Origin of the sequence: Enterobacter sp. T1-1, assembly GCF_000710795.1 — a bacterium.
Lineage (GTDB): Bacteria > Pseudomonadota > Gammaproteobacteria > Enterobacterales > Enterobacteriaceae > Enterobacter > Enterobacter cloacae.
This window is the reverse complement of record NZ_JALW01000056.1, coordinates 40,282-59,858: the sequence shown is the minus strand read 5'-3', so window position 1 is coordinate 59,858 and position 19,577 is coordinate 40,282. Positions and strand designations below refer to the sequence as shown.

Here is a 19,577-nt window from a genome sequence, read left to right as displayed (position 1 = left end):
ATGAGTGACGAAACAGCCCCCCCCCCCCCCGCGCCGGCGGGGGGCCCCCCGGGCCGGGGGGGGGGGAGCCGCTGCCGGAAGTGGAGGCAGAGCTGTTCGACGAAATTTCACCGGATTCAATGCGGCTCGCCCGTGAAGTGGTAGCGCAGTTTGGCAACCTTCCTGATGAAGAAGCCTGGCTGCTCTCCGTTCACTTTGAAGTCGCGAAAGACAACCTTTAAGGAGCAACACATGGAACAGATTACAGTCGTGATTGGCGATCGCCTGGGTAAAGGCCAGAAAGTGGCTGCCGGTGTGGAAAAAGCGGGTGGACGTGCGGTTGTCGTGCCGGGTATGGCGGCAGATATGAAACTCGGCGACGTCATGAAAGCGGAAAACGCCACCTTCGGCATCTCCTTCTGCGGCAGCGGCGGCGCGGGTGCCATCACGGCGCAAACCAAATATGGCTACAAAGCGAAATACGGCATGCGCTCCGTGGATGAGGGGGTGACCGCCATCAACGAAGGCTGCAACGTGCTGGGCTTTGGCTTTATGGATAAAGAAGAGCTGGGCGAGCGTCTGGTGCAGGCGTGGCAGAAGAAGCACGGCGCATAAGCATGAAAGAACAGTTCACAACCACGGTGAGAGTGAAGGGGAAGGGCGACGCCAAAGCGCGCGCCTTTGCCGACGCACTCAACCACGTTCAGGCCGCGGTGATGAAAGCCTCACCGCATATCTTACTGCGTATTGAGCCACAGGATGTGCAGGTCGTTCAGGCGCAAGAAGCGGTGCGTAAAGAAGCGTTTCTGTTCTTCTTTTTGCGCCGGGAAAGACGCACCTACAGCGTGGAGCTGGATGTGACCGTCAACGTGACCGCCATCAATCTCGACCAGGTGGATTTCGTCACGCAACGCTGATTATTCATAAAAGGGCAGACTGATGTTCTTAATTATATTAATAAAATCGCTCATCATTGGCGGCCTGGTAGGCGTCGGTGTTGGAGCCGGGGCTGCACGCATGTTTCATGCGCCTACCACTCAGGGTATGGGCGCGTTTCGTACGTTGGGGGAACTGAACTCCTGCGAAGGGGATCCGGCTTCTCACTTCTCCTTTGGGTTAGGCTTCTTCTTTAACGCCTGGGCCTCTTCCGTGGCCGCAGGTGCCTTCACACAGGACGTAGACCACCGCATCATCCCAAACTGGGGTGCTGCAGCCTTGATGATCAAAAACCGTAACGTCGGCGAAACGCTGCACGATCCCCGCAAGATGGCGATTGCCTGCGGCATCATCGGCATGATTGTTGTCACCTTCCTTAACCTCACTGCCTCGTCTGTTCCGGCCGCACTGCAGGTCACCGCCGTGAAGGTGCTGGTACCGGCGGCAAACCTGCTGGTGAACACCGTGATGCCGGTGATCTTCTGGCTGGCGGCCATCGACGCGGGTAAAAAATCCGGCTTCTGGGCCACCATCTTCGGCGGCGCGGCGCAGCTGATTATGGGTAACGCCGTACCGGGCCTGGTACTGGGGATCCTGATCGGTAAAGGCGTGGAAGAGAGCGGCTGGAACCACGTCACCAAAGTGATGATGGCGGCCATCGTTCTGCTCTTCGTGCTGAGCGGCTTCTTCCGCGGCTTCGACATGAAGATGATTGAATCCTTCCATCTGACCGTGCCGAACTGGCTCGACATGATCCACAACTCGCTCAGCGGTAAATAACAGGAGCCTCTACATGGAACAGAATAAAGGTTTTTGGTATGCCGACTGGTCGTTCCCGATCTTCGTTGGCCTGCTCTCCTCCGGCGTGTTTGCCGGGACGCACATGTACTACCTCTACGGCATCGGCGCGTTTAACGAAGTGGCCTTCGTGGCGATGCTGAAGGCGGGAATTGATACCGGTGTATACGGCGCAGTGGCGGCGTTCGGCGCAAGCTTCCTGTTCGCCCGTATTATCGAAGGATCGCTGGTAGGGATCCTCGACATCGGCGGGGCTATCCAGACCGGCGTGGGTCTGGGTGTGCCAGCACTGCTGCTGGGCGCGGGGATCATGTTCCCGGTGACCAACTTCATTGCCTCGCTGATTACCGGCCTGGTGATTGGTCTGGCGATCGGCTACGTCATCATCCTGGCGCGTAAGTTCACCATCAACCAGAGCAACTCCACCTACGGGGCGGACGTGATGATGGGCGCGGGCAATGCCTCCGGTCGTTTTCTGGGGCCGTTGATTATCCTCAGCGCCATGACCGCTTCTATTCCGATTGGCGTCGGTTCGCTGCTGGGCGCGCTGCTGTTCTACATCTGGCAGAAGCCGATCACCGGCGGTGCCATCCTTGGCGCCATGATTTTAGGCTGGTTGTTCCCGGTCGCCCTTTAATACCTGCGGGCGCGCTGGCGCCCGCCTTATCAGGAGAACCCCATGTTTGATTTACTCCTGCGCCGTGCGCGCCTTAGCGACGATACCCTGACCGATATCGCCATTCTGGACGGGAAAATTGCCGCAACAGGCGACATAGACGCTCCCGCCCGCAAAACGGTGGAGCTGAACGATGACGTATTCGTCAGCGCAGGCTGGATCGACTCCCACGTCCACTGCTACCCGAACTCCCCCATTTACCACGACGAACCGGACAGCGTGGGTATCGCTACCGGCGTCACCACCGTGGTGGATGCGGGCAGTACCGGTGCCGACGACGTGGACGATTTCTACGAAATCACCCGCAAAGCCTCAACCGAGGTCTTTGCCCTGCTGAATATCTCCCGCGTGGGGCTGATTGCCCAGAACGAGCTGGCCAATATGGCGAATATTGATGCCGATGCCGTGAAGCAGGCGGTGAAACGCCATCCTGACTTTATCGTCGGGCTGAAAGCGCGCATGAGCAGCAGCGTGGTGGGTGAAAACGGTATTACGCCGCTGGAGCGTGCGAAAGCCATTCAGAAAGAGAACGGCGACCTGCCGCTGATGGTGCACATCGGCAATAACCCGCCTAACCTCGACGAAATTGCCGAGCTGCTGAGCTCGGGCGACATCATTACCCACTGCTACAACGGCAAGCCAAACCGCATTCTGACGCCCTCCGGCGAGCTGCGCGCCTCCATCAACTCCGCCCTGAAACGCGGTGTGCGGCTGGACGTAGGCCACGGTACGGCGAGCTTCAGCTTTGAAGTGGCGAAACGCGCTATCGCGATGGGCATTCTGCCGCACACCATCAGCTCGGATATCTACTGCCGCAACCGCATCAACGGCCCGGTGGGCTCGCTTTCGAGCGTGATGTCGAAATTCCTCGCCATCGGCATGTCATTGCCGCAGGTGATTGACTGCGTCACCGCCAACGCCGCCGACGGCCTGCGCCTGACGCGCAAAGGGCGTATCGAACCCGGCCTCGACGCCGACCTGACGCTGTTCACCCTTAAACGTCAGCCGACGGTGCTGACGGATGCTGAAAACGACAGCCTGCAGGCTGAACACATTCTGGTGCCGCTTGCCGCGATCCGCGCGGGCAAGGGCTACATGACCGAACAAGGGAGCACGGAACATGCCTTCGATTTATGAGAAGTACCACTTAAAGCAAGTCATCAACACCTCCGGCCGCATGACGGCGCTGGGTGTCTCCACGCCGCGCCCGGAGGTGGTGCAGGCGGCGATGGACGGCATGAATCACTATTTCGAGATGAAAGATCTGGTCAATAAAACCGGGGAATACATCGCGAAGCTGCTGGACGTGGAGGGCGCGACGGTGGTCTCCTGCGCATCCGCGGGCATCGCCCAGTCCGTGGCGGCGGTGCTGGTGAAAGACAGCGACTGGCTGCTGGAAAACCTGCACGTTACCCCAATTGAGAACAACGAAATCGTGCTGCCGAAAGGCCACAACGTAAACTTTGGCGCGCCGGTGGGCACCATGGTGGCGCTGGGCGGCGGCAAGCTGGTGGAAGCGGGCTATGCCAACGAATGCTCAGCCGATCAGCTGGCGGCGGCCATCACCCCGCGCACCGCGGCGATCCTTTACATCAAATCGCACCACTGCGTGCAGAAAAGCATGCTCAGCGTTGAGCAGGCGGCGGTTGTGGCGCGCAAACACGATCTGCCCCTGATCGTCGATGCCGCAGCGGAAGAAGATCTGCATACCTATTACCGCTCAGGCGCCGACCTTGTGATCTACAGCGGCGCGAAAGCGATCGAAGGGCCCACCAGCGGCCTGGTGATCGGCAAGACCCAGTACGTTGAGTGGGTGAAGCGCCAGACGGCGGGCATTGGCCGCGCCATGAAGGTGGGTAAAGAGGGGATCCTCGGCCTGACCTGCGCCATCGAACACTACCTGACGGCGACTAAAGAGAGCGGGGCGGAGATGGTGGCGAAGATGACGCCGTTTATCGACGCGCTCAACACCCTGAACGGCGTTACCGCGCGCGTGGTCTGGGACAGCGCCGGTCGCGATATCGCGCGTACCGAGATTAAGTTTGACGAAGCCGTAACCGGCATCGGCACCGGCGAGCTGGTGAATGCCCTGAAGCAGGGCGAATACGCCATTTATTTCCGCGGCTACAAGGCCAACGAAGGGATTATCGAAGCGGACGTGCGCAGCGTGAACGCTGACCAGCTGAACATTGTGTACCGCCGCATAAGCGAAGTGTTAGGACAGGAGAAAAAGGCATGAAACTGACCCCCAATTTTTACCGTGACCGCGTCTGCCTGAACGTGCTGGCAGGCTCAAAAGCGAACGCCAGCGCCATTTACGAGGCGGCGGAAGGTCATGTGCTGGTGGGCGTGCTCTCCAAAAATTACCCGGACGTGGCCAGTGCGGTTGCTGATATGCGCGAGTACGCGGCGCTGATTGATAACGCGCTCTCGGTAGGCCTGGGGGCGGGTGACCCGAACCAGTCGGCGATGGTGAGCGAAATCTCCCGTCAGGTGCAGCCGCAGCACGTTAACCAGGTTTTCACCGGTGTAGCCACCAGCCGTGCGCTGCTGGGGCAGAATGAATCGGTGGTCAACGGTCTGGTCTCCCCGACCGGTACCGTCGGGATGGTAAAAATCTCCACCGGCCCGCTGAGCAGCGTGGCACCGGACGGCATTGTGCCGGTTGAAACGGCGATCGCCCTGCTGAAAGACTTTGGCGGCAGTTCAGTCAAATACTTCCCGATGGGCGGCCTGAAGTGCCGTGACGAATACCAGGCCGTGGCGGAAGCCTGCGCCCGTCACGACTTCTGGCTGGAGCCGACCGGGGGTATCGATCTGGAAAACTACGAGGCGATCCTGCAGATCGCCCTGGACGCGGGCGTGAGCAAAATCATTCCGCATATTTATAGTTCGATTATCGACAAAGCCAGCGGCGATACGCGTCCGGAAGATGTGCGTACGCTGCTTGCGATGACGAAGAAGCTGGTGAAGTAAAACAAAACCTTACCCCTCACCCCAGCCCTCTCCCCAAAGGGGAGAGGGTGTAATCGTCCCCTCTCCCCTTTGGGGAGAGGGTTAGGGTGAGGGGGGAACACACCGCACAACCCCAAAGGAGCCACCATGCACACCCGTACCCTGCTCGTCGCTTCACTCTCTTTACTGGCTAACGCCGCTATCGCCCAGCCGCAGTACGCCTGGGTGGGCACCTATAACCCCAACGGGGAAGGGCTGTACCGCTTTACCGTCGACCCGAACACCGGTGCGCTCGGCGATAAAACGCTGGTGAGTCAGCTGCCGAACGCCGCGCAGCTGGCCGTCTCGCACGATGGCAAAACGCTGTATCTGGCAAGCGAAGTGGAGTAGGGCGTGGTGCAGGCGCTGCGGATAGATGATAACGGTGAGCTGAACGAGCTGAATCAGGTCTCCTCCGGCGGTGCGGGGCCGGTGTATCTTTCGCTCACGCCGAACGGTCAGCATCTGCTGGTGGCGAACTACGTAAGCGGATCGATCGCAGTGCTGCCGATCAAAGCCGATGGCAGCCTGGGTGACGCCACGGATCGGCACCAGGATCAGGGTGAGCCAGGCGCTGCGAAACCGGAGGCGGCAGCAGAAGGCAGTTTTGCCATCAGCGATCATAATGGCCCCCATGCGCACATGATCGCCGCCGATCCGAGCGGGAAATATGTGTTTTCCACCGATCTGGGGCTGGATCGTATCTATCAGTACCGCTTTGACGATCGAGCCGGCAAGCTGACGCCGAACGATCCGCCGTTTATCAGCGCTTCCTCAAAAGGAGCCGGGCCGCGGCACTTTGTCTTTACGCCGAAGGGGGATGCGCTGTGGCTGATTAACGAAGAGGCGTCTACGCTCACCCATTATACGCTGGACAGCAACGGCAGGCTGAAAGAGGGCAAAACGCTCTCCGCGCTGCCAGAAGGTTACAAAGGCACCAGTTTTGCGGCCGGACTGGCGCTGAGTGCAGATGGTAAACAGCTGTACGTGGCTAACCGTTTGCATAACAGCATCGGGCACTTTACCGTAACAGCGGAGGGCACGCTGACGCATCAGGACGATGTCTGGACGCGTGGCGACTACCCGCGCACCCTGACGCTCGATAAACAGGGGCGCTGGCTGTACGTCATGAACCAGCGCAGCGACAACATAACCCGTTTCCGCGTCGGTCAGGACGGCAAGCTAAGCTTTGAGTCAGACTACACCCCGGTCGGCAGCCCATCCCAGATGGTCATTTCACCCTGAGCAGTAAGAGGACAACGACGTGCGATTTCCGAACCAACGTTTAGCGCAACTTTTTGATCTGTTGCAAAACGAGACGCTGCCGCAGGACGAGCTGGCGCAGCGGCTGTCGGTCTCCACGCGAACCGTCCGGGCGGATATTTCCGCCCTGAACGCGCTGCTGGCAAGCCACGGCGCGCAGTTTATTCTCAGCCGCGGCAATGGCTACCAGCTCAAAATTGACGATGCGGTACGTTATCAGCAGCTACAGGCTTCCCATCCGCGCGCGCTGCGCATTCCCCGTACCGGGCCGGAGCGCGTGCATTATCTGGTGGTGCGTTTTCTCACCTCGGCGTTTTCACTCAAGCTGGAAGACCTGGCCGATGAGTGGTTCGTCAGCCGTGCCACGCTGCAGAGCGACATGGTGGAGGTGCGGGAGTGGTTCCACCGCTACAACCTGACGCTGGAAACGCGTCCACGTCACGGCATGAAGCTGTTTGGCAGTGAGATGGCGACCCGCGCCTGTCTGACCGATCTGCTCTGGGAGCTGGCCCAGCAGGACAGCCAGAACCCGCTGGTGACCGACGTGGCGCTCAATGCCGGAGTAGCAGAGCAGATGGTGCCCGTACTGCACGAGGCGCTGACGCGGCATCACATCCGCCTGACCGACGAAGGCGAGCTGTTCCTGCGACTCTACTGCGCGGTGTCGGTGCGCCGCATCAGCGAGGGGTATCCACTGCCGGAATTCCACGCCGAAGATGTGGAAGAGAACGTGCGTGACGCAGCGAAAGATATCGCGGTGACCATTCAGCAGCTGGCGGGCAAAGCGCTTTCCCCTTCGGAAGAGAGCTGGCTGTGCGTGCATATCGCCGCGCGGCAGATCCAGGATATCGCGCCGAGTGCCATCAATGCGGATGACGACGAAGCGCTGGTCAACTACATCCTGCGCTATATCAATACCCACTATAACTACAACCTGCTCAGCGACGAGCAGCTGCATGCGGATCTGCTTACCCATATCAAAACCATGATCACCCGCGTGCGGTATCAAATCATGATCCCGAATCCGCTGCTGGATAACATCAAGCAGCACTATCCGATGGCGTGGGATATGACGCTGGCGGCAGTCTCAAGCTGGGGCAAATACACGCCGTATGTGATCAGCGAAAACGAGATTGGCTTCCTGGTGCTGCATATTGGCGTCGGGCTGGAGCGCCACTACAACATTGGCTACCAGCGCCAGCCGCGCGTGCTGCTGGTGTGCGATGCCGGTAATGCCATGGTGCGCATGATTGAGGCGGTGCTGCAGCGCAAATACCCGCAGATTGAGGTCACACGCACGCTTACGCTTCGCGAGTACGAGCAGACGGAATCCATTAGCGAAGACTTTGTGATCTCGACTGCCCGCGTCAGTGAAAAGTCTAAGCCGGTGGTGATGATCGCCCCGTTCCCGACGGACTACCAGCTGGAGCAGATTGGCAAGCTGGTGCTGGTGGACAGAACCCGTCCGTGGATGCTGGACAAATACTTCGACGCTGCGCATTTCCGTATTCTCAACGCCCCTGTGGACCAGCAAACGCTGTTCCGCGAGCTCTGCGTCCAGCTTGAAGAGGAGGGCTTTGTGGGGGCTGAGTTCCTCGACTCGGTCGTTGAGCGTGAAGCCATCGTCAGCACCATGCTCGGCGACGGCATCGCGCTGCCGCACTCCCTTGGCCTGCTGGCACAGAAAACGGTGGTCTATACCGTGCTCGCCCCGCACGGCGTCCAGTGGGGCGACGAAACTGCCCACGTTATCTTCCTGCTCGCCATCAGCAAAAGCGAATACGAAGAGGCGATGGCGATCTACGATATTTTCGTTACCTTCCTGCGCGAACGTGCGATGTCACGGCTGTGTAACTGCGGAGATTTTGCCGAGTTTAAGGCGGTGGCGATGGAGAGTTTGAGCCGGTTTTGAGAGGCGTTATCCAGAATTCGATGTAATGCGAATGTAATGCTAAACTGCATTACACATTCGATTCTCCTGGAGGCATAATGGCTACGCTTAACGTCCGTCTGGATGACAAACTCAAAAACGAGGCTTATGCCGTGCTGGAAAAACTCAATATCACCCCAACAGAAGCCGTGCGACTCCTGTTTCAGTACGTTGCGGAGACGGGGCGCATGCCGGTGAAAACAGTCACGATTAGCGACAGCGAAGATGCGCTGATACAGACAGTCCGGGAGCGACTGGCTAATCCGCAAAAGGGAATTAAGGTTAGTCTGGATGACTTATGAACTGGAATTTGACCCGAGGGCGTTAAAAGAGTGGAGCAAGCTAGGGGAGACTGTAAAAAAGCAGTTCAAGAAGAAACTTGCCGGGGTGTTGGTAAACCCCCGGATCGAATCAGCCCGTCTGCATAATCTGCCTGATTGCTACAAAATAAAACTCAGATCCCAGGGTTACCGTTTGGTCTATCAGGTTCAGGACAACGTGGTAACGGTAGTTGTCATCGCTATTGGGAAAAGAGAGAAATTAACCGTGTATCACGATTCTAACAAACGGCTATAGCGTTCAGCGCAAATGATGCACAACCTGGTTACTGCTGCCGCGCCAGATAAGCGCCGGGTCTTTTAAATCCTGTACAAATTTGCCGTCGACCAGCACGTTAATCAGATCCACCACTTCCCTTTGCTGCGCGTTCAGCTCGTCCAGCTTATAGCCCGTCCAGACCCAGATATCTTTTCCTGCGCACTCGCGGCGAATGCGTTTCACCAGCTTCAGGATCTCCGGCACGTTTTGCGGGTGCAGCGGATCGCCGCCGGAGAGCGAAATCCCCTGGCGTTTGATGCGAGTGTCATTGAGGTCGTTAATGATCCGGTCTTCCATCTCGGCAGTAAACGGCATGCCGGAATTGAGCCGCCAGGTGCTTTTGTTGTAGCAGCCAGGGCATTCGTGCACGCAGCCTGAGACAAAAAGAGTGCAGCGGGTGCCGGGGCCGTTAACGATGTCGACGGGGTAGTACTGGTGATATCGCATAGAAATGTCCAGAGAATGTATGCGCGCTGATGCCCTCACCCCGGCCCTCTCCCACGGGGAGAGGGGGAAGAGTTCCCTCTCCCTTGAGGGAGAGGGCTAGGGTGAGGGGGAGAACACGGAACTTAACCGATCTGCCCATTCCCTAAATGCTTCACGCGGCGTTTCACCTCTTCCTGCTTACCGGCGTTGAACGGACGCGCATCCGGGCTACCAAGATAGCCGCACACGCGGCGGGTCACCGATACGCGGGCCGCATCGTGGTTGCCGCATTTCGGGCAGGTAAAGCCTTTACTGGTACACTCAAACTCGCCGGTAAAGCCGCACTCGTAGCACTCGTCGATAGGCGTGTTGGTGCCGTAATACGGCACGTGCTGATAGCTGTAATCCCACACGTCTTCCAGCGCTTTAAGGTTGTGCTGGATGTTCGGGTATTCGCCGTAGCAGATAAAGCCGCCGCTGGCGATAGGGGGATAGGCCGCTTCAAAGTCAATTTTGTCGTACGGGTTAACCTTTTTCTCCACGTCCAGGTGGAAGCTGTTGGTGTAGTAACCTTTATCAGTCACCCCTTCCACAATACCGAACTCGGCGGTGTCCAGACGGCAGAAACGGTCACACAGGTTTTCGCTCGGCGTACTGTACAGGCTAAAGCCGTAGCCGGTCTCTTCTTTCCACTGGTCAACGGCGTCGCGCAGGCGCTGAACAATGGCGATGCCTTTCTCGCGCAGCGCGTCGCTGTCATACATATGCGTGTTGCCAAACAGGGCGTTGATGGTTTCGTGAATGCCGATATAGCCCAGCGAGATCGACGCACGACCGTTTTTGAAGATCTCAGACACATCGTCGTCCGCTTTCAGACGTACGCCGCAGGCCCCTTCCATATAGAGGATCGGTGCCACGCGTGCCTTGACCCCTTCCAGACGGGCGATGCGGGTCATCAGCGCTTTACGCGCCAGCTGTAAACGTTCATCCAGCAGCGCCCAGAAGGCGTCTTCATTTCCTTTGGCTTCCAGCGCGATGCGCGGCAGGTTCAGGCTGATCACGCCCAGGTTGTTGCGGCCGTCATGCACCTGCTCACCATTTTCGTCCTCATACACGCCGAGGAAGCTGCGACAGCCCATCGGGGTTTTAAACGAACCGGTGACTTTCACCACCTGGTCGTAGTTCAGAATGTCCGGATACATGCGCTTGCTCGCACACTCCAGCGCCAGCTGTTTAATGTCGTAGTTCGGGTCACCAAACTTATGGTTCAGACCGTCGCGGATGGCGAACACCAGTTTCGGGAACACCGCCGTTTTGCGGTTTTTGCCAAGACCGGAGATACGGTTACGCAGAATGGACTGCTGAATCAGACGCGACTCCCAGCTGGTTCCCAGACCAAAGCCGAACGTGACAAACGGCGTCTGACCATTCGCGGTATGCAGCGTGTTCACCTCGTACTCCAGCGACTGGAACGCGTCATAGCACTCTTTCTCGGTGCGGGAATGGGCGTAGCCGTCAGCATCGGGGATCTGCCACTCTTCCGCCGTTTTACGGTGCTTCTTAAAGCTTGCAGTGACAAACGGGGCCAGCACTTCATCAATGCGGTTAATGGTGGTGCCGCCGTAAATGTGGCTCGCGACCTGGGCGATAATCTGCGCCGTGACGGCCGTCGCCGTGGAGATAGACTTCGGCGGCTCAATCTCGGCGTTACCCATTTTAAAACCGTGGGTCAGCATGCCTTTGAGGTCGATCAGCATGCAGTTAAACATCGGGAAGAACGGCGAGTAGTCGAGATCGTGGTAGTGGATCTCTCCGCGCTCGTGCGCCGATACCACGTCGCGCGGCAACAGATGCTGACGGGCGTAGTGTTTAGCCACGATACCGGCCAGCAGGTCGCGCTGGGTTGGGATCACCTTGCTGTCTTTATTGGCGTTTTCATTGAGCAGGGCGGAGTTGGTCTGCTCGACCAGACCGCGGATTTCCTGATTCAGACGACCGCGTTTTTCACGCTGGACGTCGCGGTCGTGGCGGTACTCAATATAAGCGCGTGCTAACTGCTTGTAAGGACCAGACATCAGCTGGTTCTCAACCGCAGTCTGGATCTCGCTGATATCCACCTGGCTGCGTTCGTTCATCTGGCGGCTAACGACGTCTGCGACGGTGGCGCAGTAATCTGCGTCATCGACTCCCGCTGCTTTAGCTGCACGCAGAATGGCTTCCTGAATGCGCTCTGATTTAAACGGCACTTTACAGCCATCACGTTTCATCACATGCGGTGTCATGATCACTCCATTTTAAAAACAGGTTATCCACAGAGGTGGGGAAGTATGCACCGGGTGGATTATCAGCCAGCCCAATGACTTCCCGCGTTCCCGACCCTTGTTATCCACAATCCCGGAGAGCGGAGTCGCCGTGTTGTTGTTGGAATAGTAGACGATAAATACAAGATGTTGGGTCGGCCAGCATTTTAAGTGCTACATATAGTGATTTGCATCAAACATGTTTGCGATTTTTTTGATTCAGAACAAAGTAAAAAGACGAGAGTACAAACGGCGGGCGCTGGAGCGAATGTAAATCCGCAAAGGAAAAATCTGATTAATTATTCAACAAAAACAGTAAAGTAAGCCGGGCGCTGCTGTTACGCCCGGCGGGAGATTACGCCTGTAGCCACCAGACGGCTTCAAACGGACGTAGCGTGGCGGTATGTGGGGCCGGGTAGTTACGCATGACGGCCTGCCACTCACCGCTGAGAACGTCGGATTCCCATTCATGAGACTGATGGCTGAGGTTAGCCACCACCACCAGGGTTTGCCCCTGCCACTGGCGGCGATAACACCACAGGGACGGATGTTCCGGCAGCAGATCCTGATAATCGCCCCACGTCAGCACCGGCAGGGTTTTGCGCAGGCGAATCAGCGACTGGTAGGTATAAAACACCGAATCGGGATCGTCCAGCGCCGCGCGGGCGTTGGCCGTCTCGTAGTTGTCGCAGACGCCAATCCACGGCTCACCTTCGGTAAAACCCGCATTGTGCGAGGCATCCCACTGCATCGGTGTGCGCCCGTTATCGCGCGACTTACTCGCCAGAATCGCCAGGAGTTCGTTCGGATCGCGGCCGTTAGCCCGCAGTTCGGCGAACATGTTCAGGCTTTCCACGTCGCGGTAATCGGTGATGCGGCTGAAGTGCGGGTTGGTCATGCCAAGCTCTTCACCCTGATAGATATACGGCGTGCCCTGCATCCCGTGCAGCACCATGCCCAGCATCTTCGCCGCCGGTACGCGATATTCGCCTTCATCGCCAAAGCGCGACACAATGCGCGGCTGATCGTGGTTACACCAGAACAGCGCGTTCCACGCTTTGTTATGCATCCCCTGCTGCCAGTGATTGAAGAGGGTTTTCAGCGCCACGAAATCCGGTTTTGCCAGCGTCCATTTTTCGCCGCCGGGGTAATCCACCTTCAGATGATGGAAGTTAAAGGTCATCGACAGCTCGCGCCCGTCGAGAGAGGCATACTGCTGGCAGTTCTCCAGCGAGGTGGAGGACATCTCGCCCACCGTCATCAGATTACGCGGCGTAAAGACGTCGCGGCTCATCTCCTGGAGATATTCATGAATGCGCGGCCCATCGGTGTAGAAGCGGCGACCGTCGCCAATATCGTCATTCGGGAAAGCCTGGTCTTTCGAAATCAGGTTAATCACATCCAGACGCAGGCCGTCCACGCCGCGATCGGCCCAGAACTCGCACACCTTTTTCAGTTCAGCACGCACGGCCGGATTCTCCCAGTTGAGATCCGCCTGCTCCGGGGCGAAGAGGTGCAGATAATACTGCTCGCTCTCGGCGTGCCAGCGCCAGGCGTTGCCGCCGAATTTGGAGCGCCAGTTGTTGGGAAGCTGCTCCGGCGTGCCGTCGCGCCAGATATAAAACTGGCGGTACGGGCTGGCTTTATTCAGTGATTCACGGAACCAGGCGTGCTGGGTTGACGTGTGGTTGAACACCATATCCAGCACGATGCGAATGCCGCGTTCATGCGCCCGGGCGACCAGCTCGTCAAAGTCATCCAGCGTGCCGTACGCCGGGTCGATGGCGGTGTAATTCGCCACGTCGTAGCCGTTATCCACCTGCGGGGAGATGTAAAACGGCGTCAGCCAGATGGCGTCAATACCGAGGGTTTTCAGGTAGTCCAGCCGCTGCGTCACGCCGCGCAAATCGCCGGTGCCGCTGCCGGTCGTGTCCTGAAAACTTTTTGGGTAAATCTGATAGATGACCCCGTTCTGCCACCAGTGAGGAAGGGTATTCATAATGCGTTCCTGCAAATGCGAAGGGGCGCAACTGCGCCCCGAAAGATGAAGTTAAACAATCTGCAGCGCGCCCTGACGGAACTTACGCTGGTAAACCACGGTGGTGAGCGCCATAGGGACGATGATCGCGATGGCCATCGCCAGGGCAAACACCTGCCAGAAGGCGGGCTGAATGGAGAGAATACCCGGCAGGCCACCAACGCCGATGCCGTTCGCCATCACGCCGTTGAGACCACACACCAGACCCGCCAGACCCGAGCCGATCATGGCGCAGAGCATCGGGAAGCGGTATTTCAGGTTGATACCGTACATCGCCGGTTCGGTGACCCCGAGATACGCGGAGATGGCGGCCGGAACGGAAATTTCACGCTCGTTATGCTTACGGCTGACCAGAATAATGCCCGTTACGGCAGATGCCTGAGCGATGTTAGACAGCGCGATAATCGGCCAGACCGGCGTGCCGCCAAGGCTCTGGATCATCTGCATATCAATCGCCAGCGTGGTCTGGTGTACGCCGGTGATCACCAGCGGGGCGTACAGGAAGCCGAACAGCGCGGCACCAATCGGCGCGAAGCTGCCGGTCATCAGGTGACGGACGGCAAAGGCCACGCCGTCGCCGATCATGCGGCCAAACGGACCGATAAAGGCGTGCGCCAGGAACACCGCCAGGATCAGCGAGCAGACCGGCACCACCACCAGATAGAGGTAATCTGGCACGATGCGTTTCAGGCGCGTTTCAATAAAGCCCAGCGCCAGACCCGCCAGCAATGCCGGGATAACCTGCGCCTGATAACCCACTTTGGCGATGGTGAACAGGCCAAAGTTCCATACTTCCGGCGCCTGCTGGCCAAGTAAGTAAGCGTTCATTAACTGCGGAGAGACCAGCGTTACGCCGAGTACGATACCCAGAATCGGGGTACCGCCCATTTTACGCACGGCGGACCAGCAAATCCCCACCGGCAGATAGAAGAAGATCGCTTCGCCAATCAGCCACAGGAAGTCGTAAATGGTTTTCAGCGCCGGGTACATCTGCGCCAGGGTTTTGCCGTCGCTCATCGGCACATCACCGATGACGTTACGGAAGCCTAAAATTAAGCCCCCGCTGATCAGCGCCGGCAGCAGCGGGAAGAAGATCTCTGCGAAGTGGGAGATAAGCTGCTCGTGCCATTTCATATTCTGGCGCGCGGCCTTTTTGGCCTGCTCTTTATCTGCCGCGTTGTGCCCGGTAGTGGCGAGCAGAGACTGATAGTAATCGCCCACTTCGGTACCAATAACCACCTGGAACTGCCCGGCGTTGGTGAAGCAGCCTTTCACCATCGAAAGCGCTTCAATCGCTTTCGGATTGGCTTTGGCCGGATCGTTCAGCACGAAGCGCAGGCGGGTAATACAATGGCTGACCGTCGCGATGTTTTCGCGACCGCCCACCAGGACGATCAGCTGATCGATATCTGCTTGTTTGACTTTACTCATCATGAAACCTCATGACAGATGGGAGGGGTGTAATGACCTGAGCGCAAGCCTACTCCTTCAGCGGGACGGCGAAAATGGGAACGTTCCCGAAATCGGGCGAAGATCACAATAAACCGATTTATGGCGGTTATGAAAGATGGACGGGAATGACGATTTGGCGGGGTTCTGCGCGCCCGTTGATCTGCTCAATCAGCTGTGCGGCCGCCTGACGGCCGGACTCGGCGTAGCCCGGATCGACGGTGATGATCTCCGGGTGCAGGAACTTCATCAGCGGGGTACTGCCTACGCTGGCAACCTGCAGGTCGTCGATGCGCTGTTCCTGTATATATTTGCTCGCACCCAGCGCCAGGGTGTCGGTCGCGCACACCAGCGCGGTGGTCTGCGGGGTCAGCACGCTGGCGACCTGTTCATAGCCCTGCTTCATGCCAAGCCCGGGCAGGGAGGCCACGGCAGAGAGGTTGTGCTTTTTGCAAAACGCCAGATAGGCTTCATGACGGCGTTTGCCGGTGGTGACGTCCGCGTGCGGTACGCCAAGATAGCTGATATGGCGATGGCCTTTTTCGTACAGGCGCTGCATCAGGGTAATAATCGCCCCTTCATCGTCATAGCAGACGGACGCAAATCCGTGGGCATCGCGTGCCAGCAAGACCAGCGAGGGTTGCCAGGGTTTGAGCATCTCCTCTTTAATGCCGGTAAAGCCAAACAGGACCACCCCGTCGATGTTGCGTCGCGCCAGCATCCCCAGATGCTCTTCCACCAGCTGTGGCGAGAACTGACTCTCCATCATGATTGGATCGTAACCCTGCTCATAGAAGGCGGGCAGCATGGTCTGTACGGCGAGGTTTTCAGAGAGGGAATCCAGACGCGAGACAATAATGGCGACCACTTTATCGCTCTGTCCGCGCATGGCGCGTGCGGAACGGGAAGGGGAAAACCCGTGCTGATTCATCACCGCCTCGACGCGCTCGCGCGTGCGTTCGCTGACACCGCTCTCGTTGTTCAGCACGCGCGACACGGTGGATTTCCCCACGCCGCTTAAACGCGCAATGTCTTTAATCGTAAGGCGGTTTTGCATGCTGTATTCCCTGTAACAACGATAACGGTGTCAAATGAGCCTAATGCTATAGCGCTAATTCGCTATGGGCAAAGTCTGGTTTACGTTCGGTTTATTTGAGGGTGGGTATAATACCGCCCGACGCGCCGCTTAGGGTACGGTTAAATCCTTATACTGCGCGGCGTACCCCTTATTTTTACTTACCGGAGGCGACATGGATCCCGATCCCACACCTCTCCTGACCAGGAGAACCCCTTCTTTCCGGTAAGCCAGCCTTGTGCTGTCTCACCGGTGATGTGAGGCAGCAACGTTCTGAACGTTCCTGCTTGAAAATTTAAGTGCCTGTCAGGTACGGCTTTGCCACGCCTGCAGGAATGACTGCGTCCGCCCTGGCGGATGCGGGGGAATGACTATGTTTAAAAATATCACCCGGCAGCTGCAGGCGCTGCTGAGCCGCCACCTGCCACACCGTCTGGTTCAGCGCGATCCGCTGCCAAACGGCAAAAATTTCTCCGGCGCCACTATTCCCGCCAGCCTGACCGAGCGTTGCCTTAACGTGGCGGCGATGGATGAGAACGAAGTCTGGCGCGCCTTTAACGGACACCCGGAAGGGCTGAATGCGGCTGAAGTGCTAAAAATCCGGGCCGTGCATGGCGATAACCTTATCCCGGCGCAAAAGCCAGCGCCGTGGTGGGTGCATCTGTGGATCTGCTACCGCAACCCCTTCAATCTGCTGCTGACGGTGCTGGGCATTATCTCTTATGCCACTGAAGATCTGTTTGCTGCAGGCGTTATCGCCCTGATGGTGGGGATCTCCACGCTGCTGAACTTTATCCAGGAAGCGCGATCCACCAAAGCGGCGGATGCCCTGAAGGCGATGGTCAGCAACACCGCGACTGTGTCGCGAGTCATTAACGATCTGGGTGAAAACGCCTGGGTCGAACTGCCCATCGACCAGCTGGTGCCGGGCGATCTGGTGAAGCTCGCCGCCGGGGATATGATTCCGGCGGATTTACGCATCATCCAGGCGCGCGATCTGTTCGTGGCCCAGGCCTCGCTCACCGGTGAGTCCCTGCCGGTGGAAAAGGTGGCGCGGAGCCGCGATCCGCAGCAGATGAACCCGCTTGAGTGCGACACCCTGTGCTTTATGGGCACCACGGTGGTCAGCGGCACGGCGCAGGCGATTGTTACCGCCACCGGCGGCAATACCTGGTTTGGCCAGCTTGCCGGACGTGTGACAGAGCAGGAGAGCGAGCCGAACGCGTTCCAGAAAGGGATTGGCCGCGTCAGCATGCTGCTGATCCGCTTTATGATGGTGATGACGCCGATTGTGCTGCTGATCAACGGCTACACCAAAGGCGACTGGTGGGAAGCCGCGCTGTTTGCGCTCTCCGTGGCGGTTGGCTTAACGCCGGAAATGCTGCCGATGATTGTCACCTCCACCCTGGCGCGCGGGGCGGTGAAGCTGTCAAAACAGAAGGTAATCGTCAAACACCTCGACGCCATTCAGAACTTTGGCGCGATGGACATTCTCTGCACCGACAAAACCGGCACGCTGACGCAGGACAAAATCGTGCTGGAGAACCACACCGATATCGCCGGTAAAACCAGCGAACGCGTGCTGCACAGCGCCTGGCTGAACAGCCACTACCAGACCGGGCTGAAAAATCTGCTTGATGTTGCGGTGCTGGAAGGGGTGGATGAAGAGTCTGCCCGCTCACTCTCTGGCCGCTGGCAGAAGGTGGATGAGATCCCGTTCGATTTTGAGCGCCGCCGGATGTCGGTGGTGGTCAGCGAGCAGCCGGATGTGCACCAGCTGATCTGCAAAGGCGCGTTGCAGGAGATCCTCAATGTTTCCACCCAGGTGCGCTACAACGGCGACATCGTGCCGCTGGACGACACCATGCTGCGCCGCATCAAACGCGTCACGGATAACCTGAACCGTCAGGGGCTGCGGGTGGTGGCGGTGGCGAGCAAATTCCTGCCTGCGCGCGAGGGGGACTATCAGCGTATCGACGAATCCGATCTGATCCTCGAGGGTTATATCGCATTCCTCGATCCGCCGAAAGAGACCACCGCTCCGGCGCTGAAAGCGCTGAAGGCCAGCGGGATCACCGTGAAAATTCTTACCGGCGACAGCGAGCTGGTAGCCGCCAAAGTGTGCCACGAAGTGGGGCTGGACGCGGGTGACGTGGTGGTAGGCAGCGATATCGAACACCTCAGTGACGACGAGCTGGCTCAGCTTGCCCGGCACACCACGCTGTTTGCCCGCCTGACGCCGATGCATAAAGAGCGCATCGTCACCCTGCTGCGTCGCGAAGGGCACGTGGTGGGCTTTATGGGCGACGGTATCAACGACGCGCCCGCGCTGCGTGCGGCGGATATCGGTATCTCCGTGGACGGGGCGGTGGACATCGCCCGCGAAGCGGCAGACATCATCCTGCTGGAAAAGAGCCTGATGGTGCTGGAAGAGGGCGTGATCGAAGGGCGTCGGACTTTTGCCAACATGCTGAAATACATCAAAATGACCGCCAGCTCCAACTTCGGTAACGTCTTCAGCGTGCTGGTGGCGAGCGCGTTTCTGCCGTTCCTGCCGATGCTGCCGCTGCATCTGCTGATCCAGAACCTGATGTACGATGTCTCTCAGGTGGCGATCCCGTTTGATAACGTCGATGACGAGCAGATCCAGAAGCCGCAGCGCTGGAACCCGGCGGATCTGGGGCGCTTTATGCTCTTCTTTGGCCCGATCAGCTCCATCTTTGACATCCTGACCTTCTGCCTGATGTGGTTTGTGTTCCACGCCAATACACCGGAACATCAGACCCTGTTCCAGTCCGGCTGGTTCGTGGTGGGGCTGCTGTCGCAAACGCTGATTGTGCATATGATCCGCACACGTCGTATTCCGTTCATCCAGAGCCGTGCCGCCTGGCCGCTGATTGTGATGACGGGGATTGTGATGGCGCTCGGCATTGCGCTGCCGTTCTCACCGTTGGCCAGCTACCTGCAGCTGCAGGCCTTACCGCTGAGCTACTTCCCGTGGCTGGTGGCGATCCTCGCGGGCTATATGGTGCTGACGCAGATGGTGAAAGGGTTTTACGCGCGTCGGTATGGGTGGCAGTAAAAACATACCCTCACCCTAACCCTCTCCCCTTTGG

At 58.3% G+C, this 19,577-nt stretch carries 16 protein-coding genes and 2 pseudogenes; 13 read left to right on the top strand and 5 right to left on the bottom strand.

Features of this window, described 5'->3' with window-relative positions; all coding sequences use genetic code 11:
• Positions 1-62: 62 nt before the first annotated feature.
• From AK59_RS0118610 to AK59_RS0118555, 12 genes and pseudogenes are all read left to right on the top strand, one after another.
• Positions 63-221 (top strand): annotated as a pseudogene (locus tag AK59_RS0118610) (glycine dehydrogenase); the annotation flags it as partial.
• A gap of 10 nt (positions 222-231) precedes the next feature.
• A complete protein-coding gene (locus AK59_RS0118605; RefSeq protein WP_006179053.1) occupies positions 232-594 on the top strand; it encodes an SFCGS family glycine-rich protein in 363 nt (120 codons plus the stop codon).
• A gap of 2 nt (positions 595-596) precedes the next feature.
• Positions 597-896: a DUF4312 family protein gene (locus AK59_RS0118600; RefSeq protein ID WP_006810338.1), complete on the top strand. Its 300-nt coding sequence runs from the start codon at positions 597-599 to the stop codon at positions 894-896.
• A gap of 22 nt (positions 897-918) precedes the next feature.
• Complete coding sequence (locus AK59_RS0118595) at positions 919-1,695, top strand: DUF4311 domain-containing protein (protein ID WP_006810337.1); 777 nt, start codon at positions 919-921, stop codon at positions 1,693-1,695.
• Between the two features lie 13 nt (positions 1,696-1,708).
• Positions 1,709-2,350: a DUF4310 family protein gene (locus AK59_RS0118590; RefSeq protein WP_013095350.1), complete on the top strand. Its 642-nt coding sequence runs from the start codon at positions 1,709-1,711 to the stop codon at positions 2,348-2,350.
• Between the two features lie 42 nt (positions 2,351-2,392).
• Positions 2,393-3,526 carry an amidohydrolase/deacetylase family metallohydrolase gene (locus AK59_RS0118585; protein WP_029883492.1) on the top strand — a complete coding sequence of 378 codons (1,134 nt, stop codon included), beginning with the start codon at positions 2,393-2,395 and terminating at the stop codon, positions 3,524-3,526.
• Positions 3,510-4,628, top strand: coding sequence for a DgaE family pyridoxal phosphate-dependent ammonia lyase (locus AK59_RS0118580; RefSeq protein WP_013095352.1), 1,119 nt, complete (start codon positions 3,510-3,512; stop codon positions 4,626-4,628). The genes AK59_RS0118585 and AK59_RS0118580 overlap by 17 nt, the downstream gene beginning before the upstream one ends.
• Complete coding sequence (gene dagF / locus AK59_RS0118575) at positions 4,625-5,365, top strand: 2-dehydro-3-deoxy-phosphogluconate aldolase (protein WP_029883491.1); 741 nt, start codon at positions 4,625-4,627, stop codon at positions 5,363-5,365. Before AK59_RS0118580 ends, dagF begins: the two co-directional genes overlap by 4 nt.
• Before the next feature lie 126 nt (positions 5,366-5,491).
• Positions 5,492-6,628, top strand: a pseudogene (locus tag AK59_RS01000000123845) (lactonase family protein).
• 19 nt (positions 6,629-6,647) lie between these two features.
• On the top strand, positions 6,648-8,558 hold the full coding sequence (locus AK59_RS0118565) for a BglG family transcription antiterminator (protein ID WP_029883490.1): 1,911 nt from the start codon (positions 6,648-6,650) through the stop codon (positions 8,556-8,558).
• A gap of 77 nt (positions 8,559-8,635) precedes the next feature.
• The gene (locus AK59_RS0118560) at positions 8,636-8,878 is read left to right on the top strand and encodes a type II toxin-antitoxin system RelB/DinJ family antitoxin (protein WP_008501400.1); all 243 of its coding nucleotides are present in this window, start codon (positions 8,636-8,638) and stop codon (positions 8,876-8,878) included.
• Complete coding sequence (locus AK59_RS0118555) at positions 8,868-9,152, top strand: type II toxin-antitoxin system RelE family toxin (protein WP_029883489.1); 285 nt, start codon at positions 8,868-8,870, stop codon at positions 9,150-9,152. Before AK59_RS0118560 ends, AK59_RS0118555 begins: the two co-directional genes overlap by 11 nt.
• 3 nt (positions 9,153-9,155) lie before the next feature.
• On the opposite strand, the gene nrdG is transcribed toward AK59_RS0118555, so the two are convergent.
• The 5 genes from nrdG to treR form a co-directional block, all read right to left on the bottom strand.
• Entirely contained in the window at positions 9,156-9,620 is a 465-nt protein-coding gene (gene nrdG / locus AK59_RS0118550; protein ID WP_029883488.1) for an anaerobic ribonucleoside-triphosphate reductase-activating protein, read from the bottom strand.
• A gap of 122 nt (positions 9,621-9,742) precedes the next feature.
• Positions 9,743-11,881, bottom strand: a complete 2,139-nt coding sequence (gene nrdD / locus AK59_RS0118545) for an anaerobic ribonucleoside-triphosphate reductase (protein ID WP_013095357.1) — start codon at positions 11,879-11,881, stop codon at positions 9,743-9,745.
• 373 nt (positions 11,882-12,254) lie between these two features.
• Positions 12,255-13,898, bottom strand: a complete 1,644-nt coding sequence (gene treC, locus AK59_RS0118540; protein WP_029883487.1) for an alpha,alpha-phosphotrehalase — start codon at positions 13,896-13,898, stop codon at positions 12,255-12,257.
• 51 nt (positions 13,899-13,949) lie between these two features.
• A complete protein-coding gene (gene treB, locus AK59_RS0118535; protein WP_029883486.1) occupies positions 13,950-15,368 on the bottom strand; it encodes a PTS trehalose transporter subunit IIBC in 1,419 nt (472 codons plus the stop codon).
• A 127-nt stretch (positions 15,369-15,495) separates the two neighbouring features.
• The gene (gene treR / locus AK59_RS0118530; protein WP_029883485.1) at positions 15,496-16,443 is read right to left on the bottom strand and encodes a trehalose operon repressor TreR; all 948 of its coding nucleotides are present in this window, start codon (positions 16,441-16,443) and stop codon (positions 15,496-15,498) included.
• Between the two features lie 391 nt (positions 16,444-16,834).
• Between treR and mgtA the strand changes: the two genes are divergently transcribed.
• Positions 16,835-19,543, top strand: a complete 2,709-nt coding sequence (gene mgtA / locus AK59_RS0118525; protein WP_029883484.1) for a magnesium-translocating P-type ATPase — start codon at positions 16,835-16,837, stop codon at positions 19,541-19,543.
• Positions 19,544-19,577: the final 34 nt, after the last annotated feature.

Bases quoted from the DNA above. Each gene is read 5' to 3' on its own strand.
- mgtA (WP_029883484.1), top strand. From the start codon at position 16,835: ATGTTTAAAAATATCACCCGGCAGCTGCAGGCGCTGCTGAGCCGCCAC.
- dagF (WP_029883491.1), top strand. From the start codon at position 4,625: ATGAAACTGACCCCCAATTTTTACCGTGACCGCGTCTGCCTGAACGTG.
- AK59_RS0118555 (WP_029883489.1), top strand. From the start codon at position 8,868: ATGACTTATGAACTGGAATTTGACCCGAGGGCGTTAAAAGAGTGGAGC.
- AK59_RS0118585 (WP_029883492.1), top strand. From the start codon at position 2,393: ATGTTTGATTTACTCCTGCGCCGTGCGCGCCTTAGCGACGATACCCTG.
- nrdD (WP_013095357.1), bottom strand. From the start codon at position 11,881: ATGACACCGCATGTGATGAAACGTGATGGCTGTAAAGTGCCGTTTAAA.
- AK59_RS0118580 (WP_013095352.1), top strand. From the start codon at position 3,510: ATGCCTTCGATTTATGAGAAGTACCACTTAAAGCAAGTCATCAACACC.
- nrdG (WP_029883488.1), bottom strand. From the start codon at position 9,620: ATGCGATATCACCAGTACTACCCCGTCGACATCGTTAACGGCCCCGGC.
- treC (WP_029883487.1), bottom strand. From the start codon at position 13,898: ATGAATACCCTTCCTCACTGGTGGCAGAACGGGGTCATCTATCAGATT.
- treB (WP_029883486.1), bottom strand. From the start codon at position 15,368: ATGAGTAAAGTCAAACAAGCAGATATCGATCAGCTGATCGTCCTGGTG.
- AK59_RS0118600 (WP_006810338.1), top strand. From the start codon at position 597: ATGAAAGAACAGTTCACAACCACGGTGAGAGTGAAGGGGAAGGGCGAC.
- AK59_RS0118560 (WP_008501400.1), top strand. From the start codon at position 8,636: ATGGCTACGCTTAACGTCCGTCTGGATGACAAACTCAAAAACGAGGCT.
- AK59_RS0118595 (WP_006810337.1), top strand. From the start codon at position 919: ATGTTCTTAATTATATTAATAAAATCGCTCATCATTGGCGGCCTGGTA.
- AK59_RS0118590 (WP_013095350.1), top strand. From the start codon at position 1,709: ATGGAACAGAATAAAGGTTTTTGGTATGCCGACTGGTCGTTCCCGATC.
- AK59_RS0118605 (WP_006179053.1), top strand. From the start codon at position 232: ATGGAACAGATTACAGTCGTGATTGGCGATCGCCTGGGTAAAGGCCAG.
- treR (WP_029883485.1), bottom strand. From the start codon at position 16,443: ATGCAAAACCGCCTTACGATTAAAGACATTGCGCGTTTAAGCGGCGTG.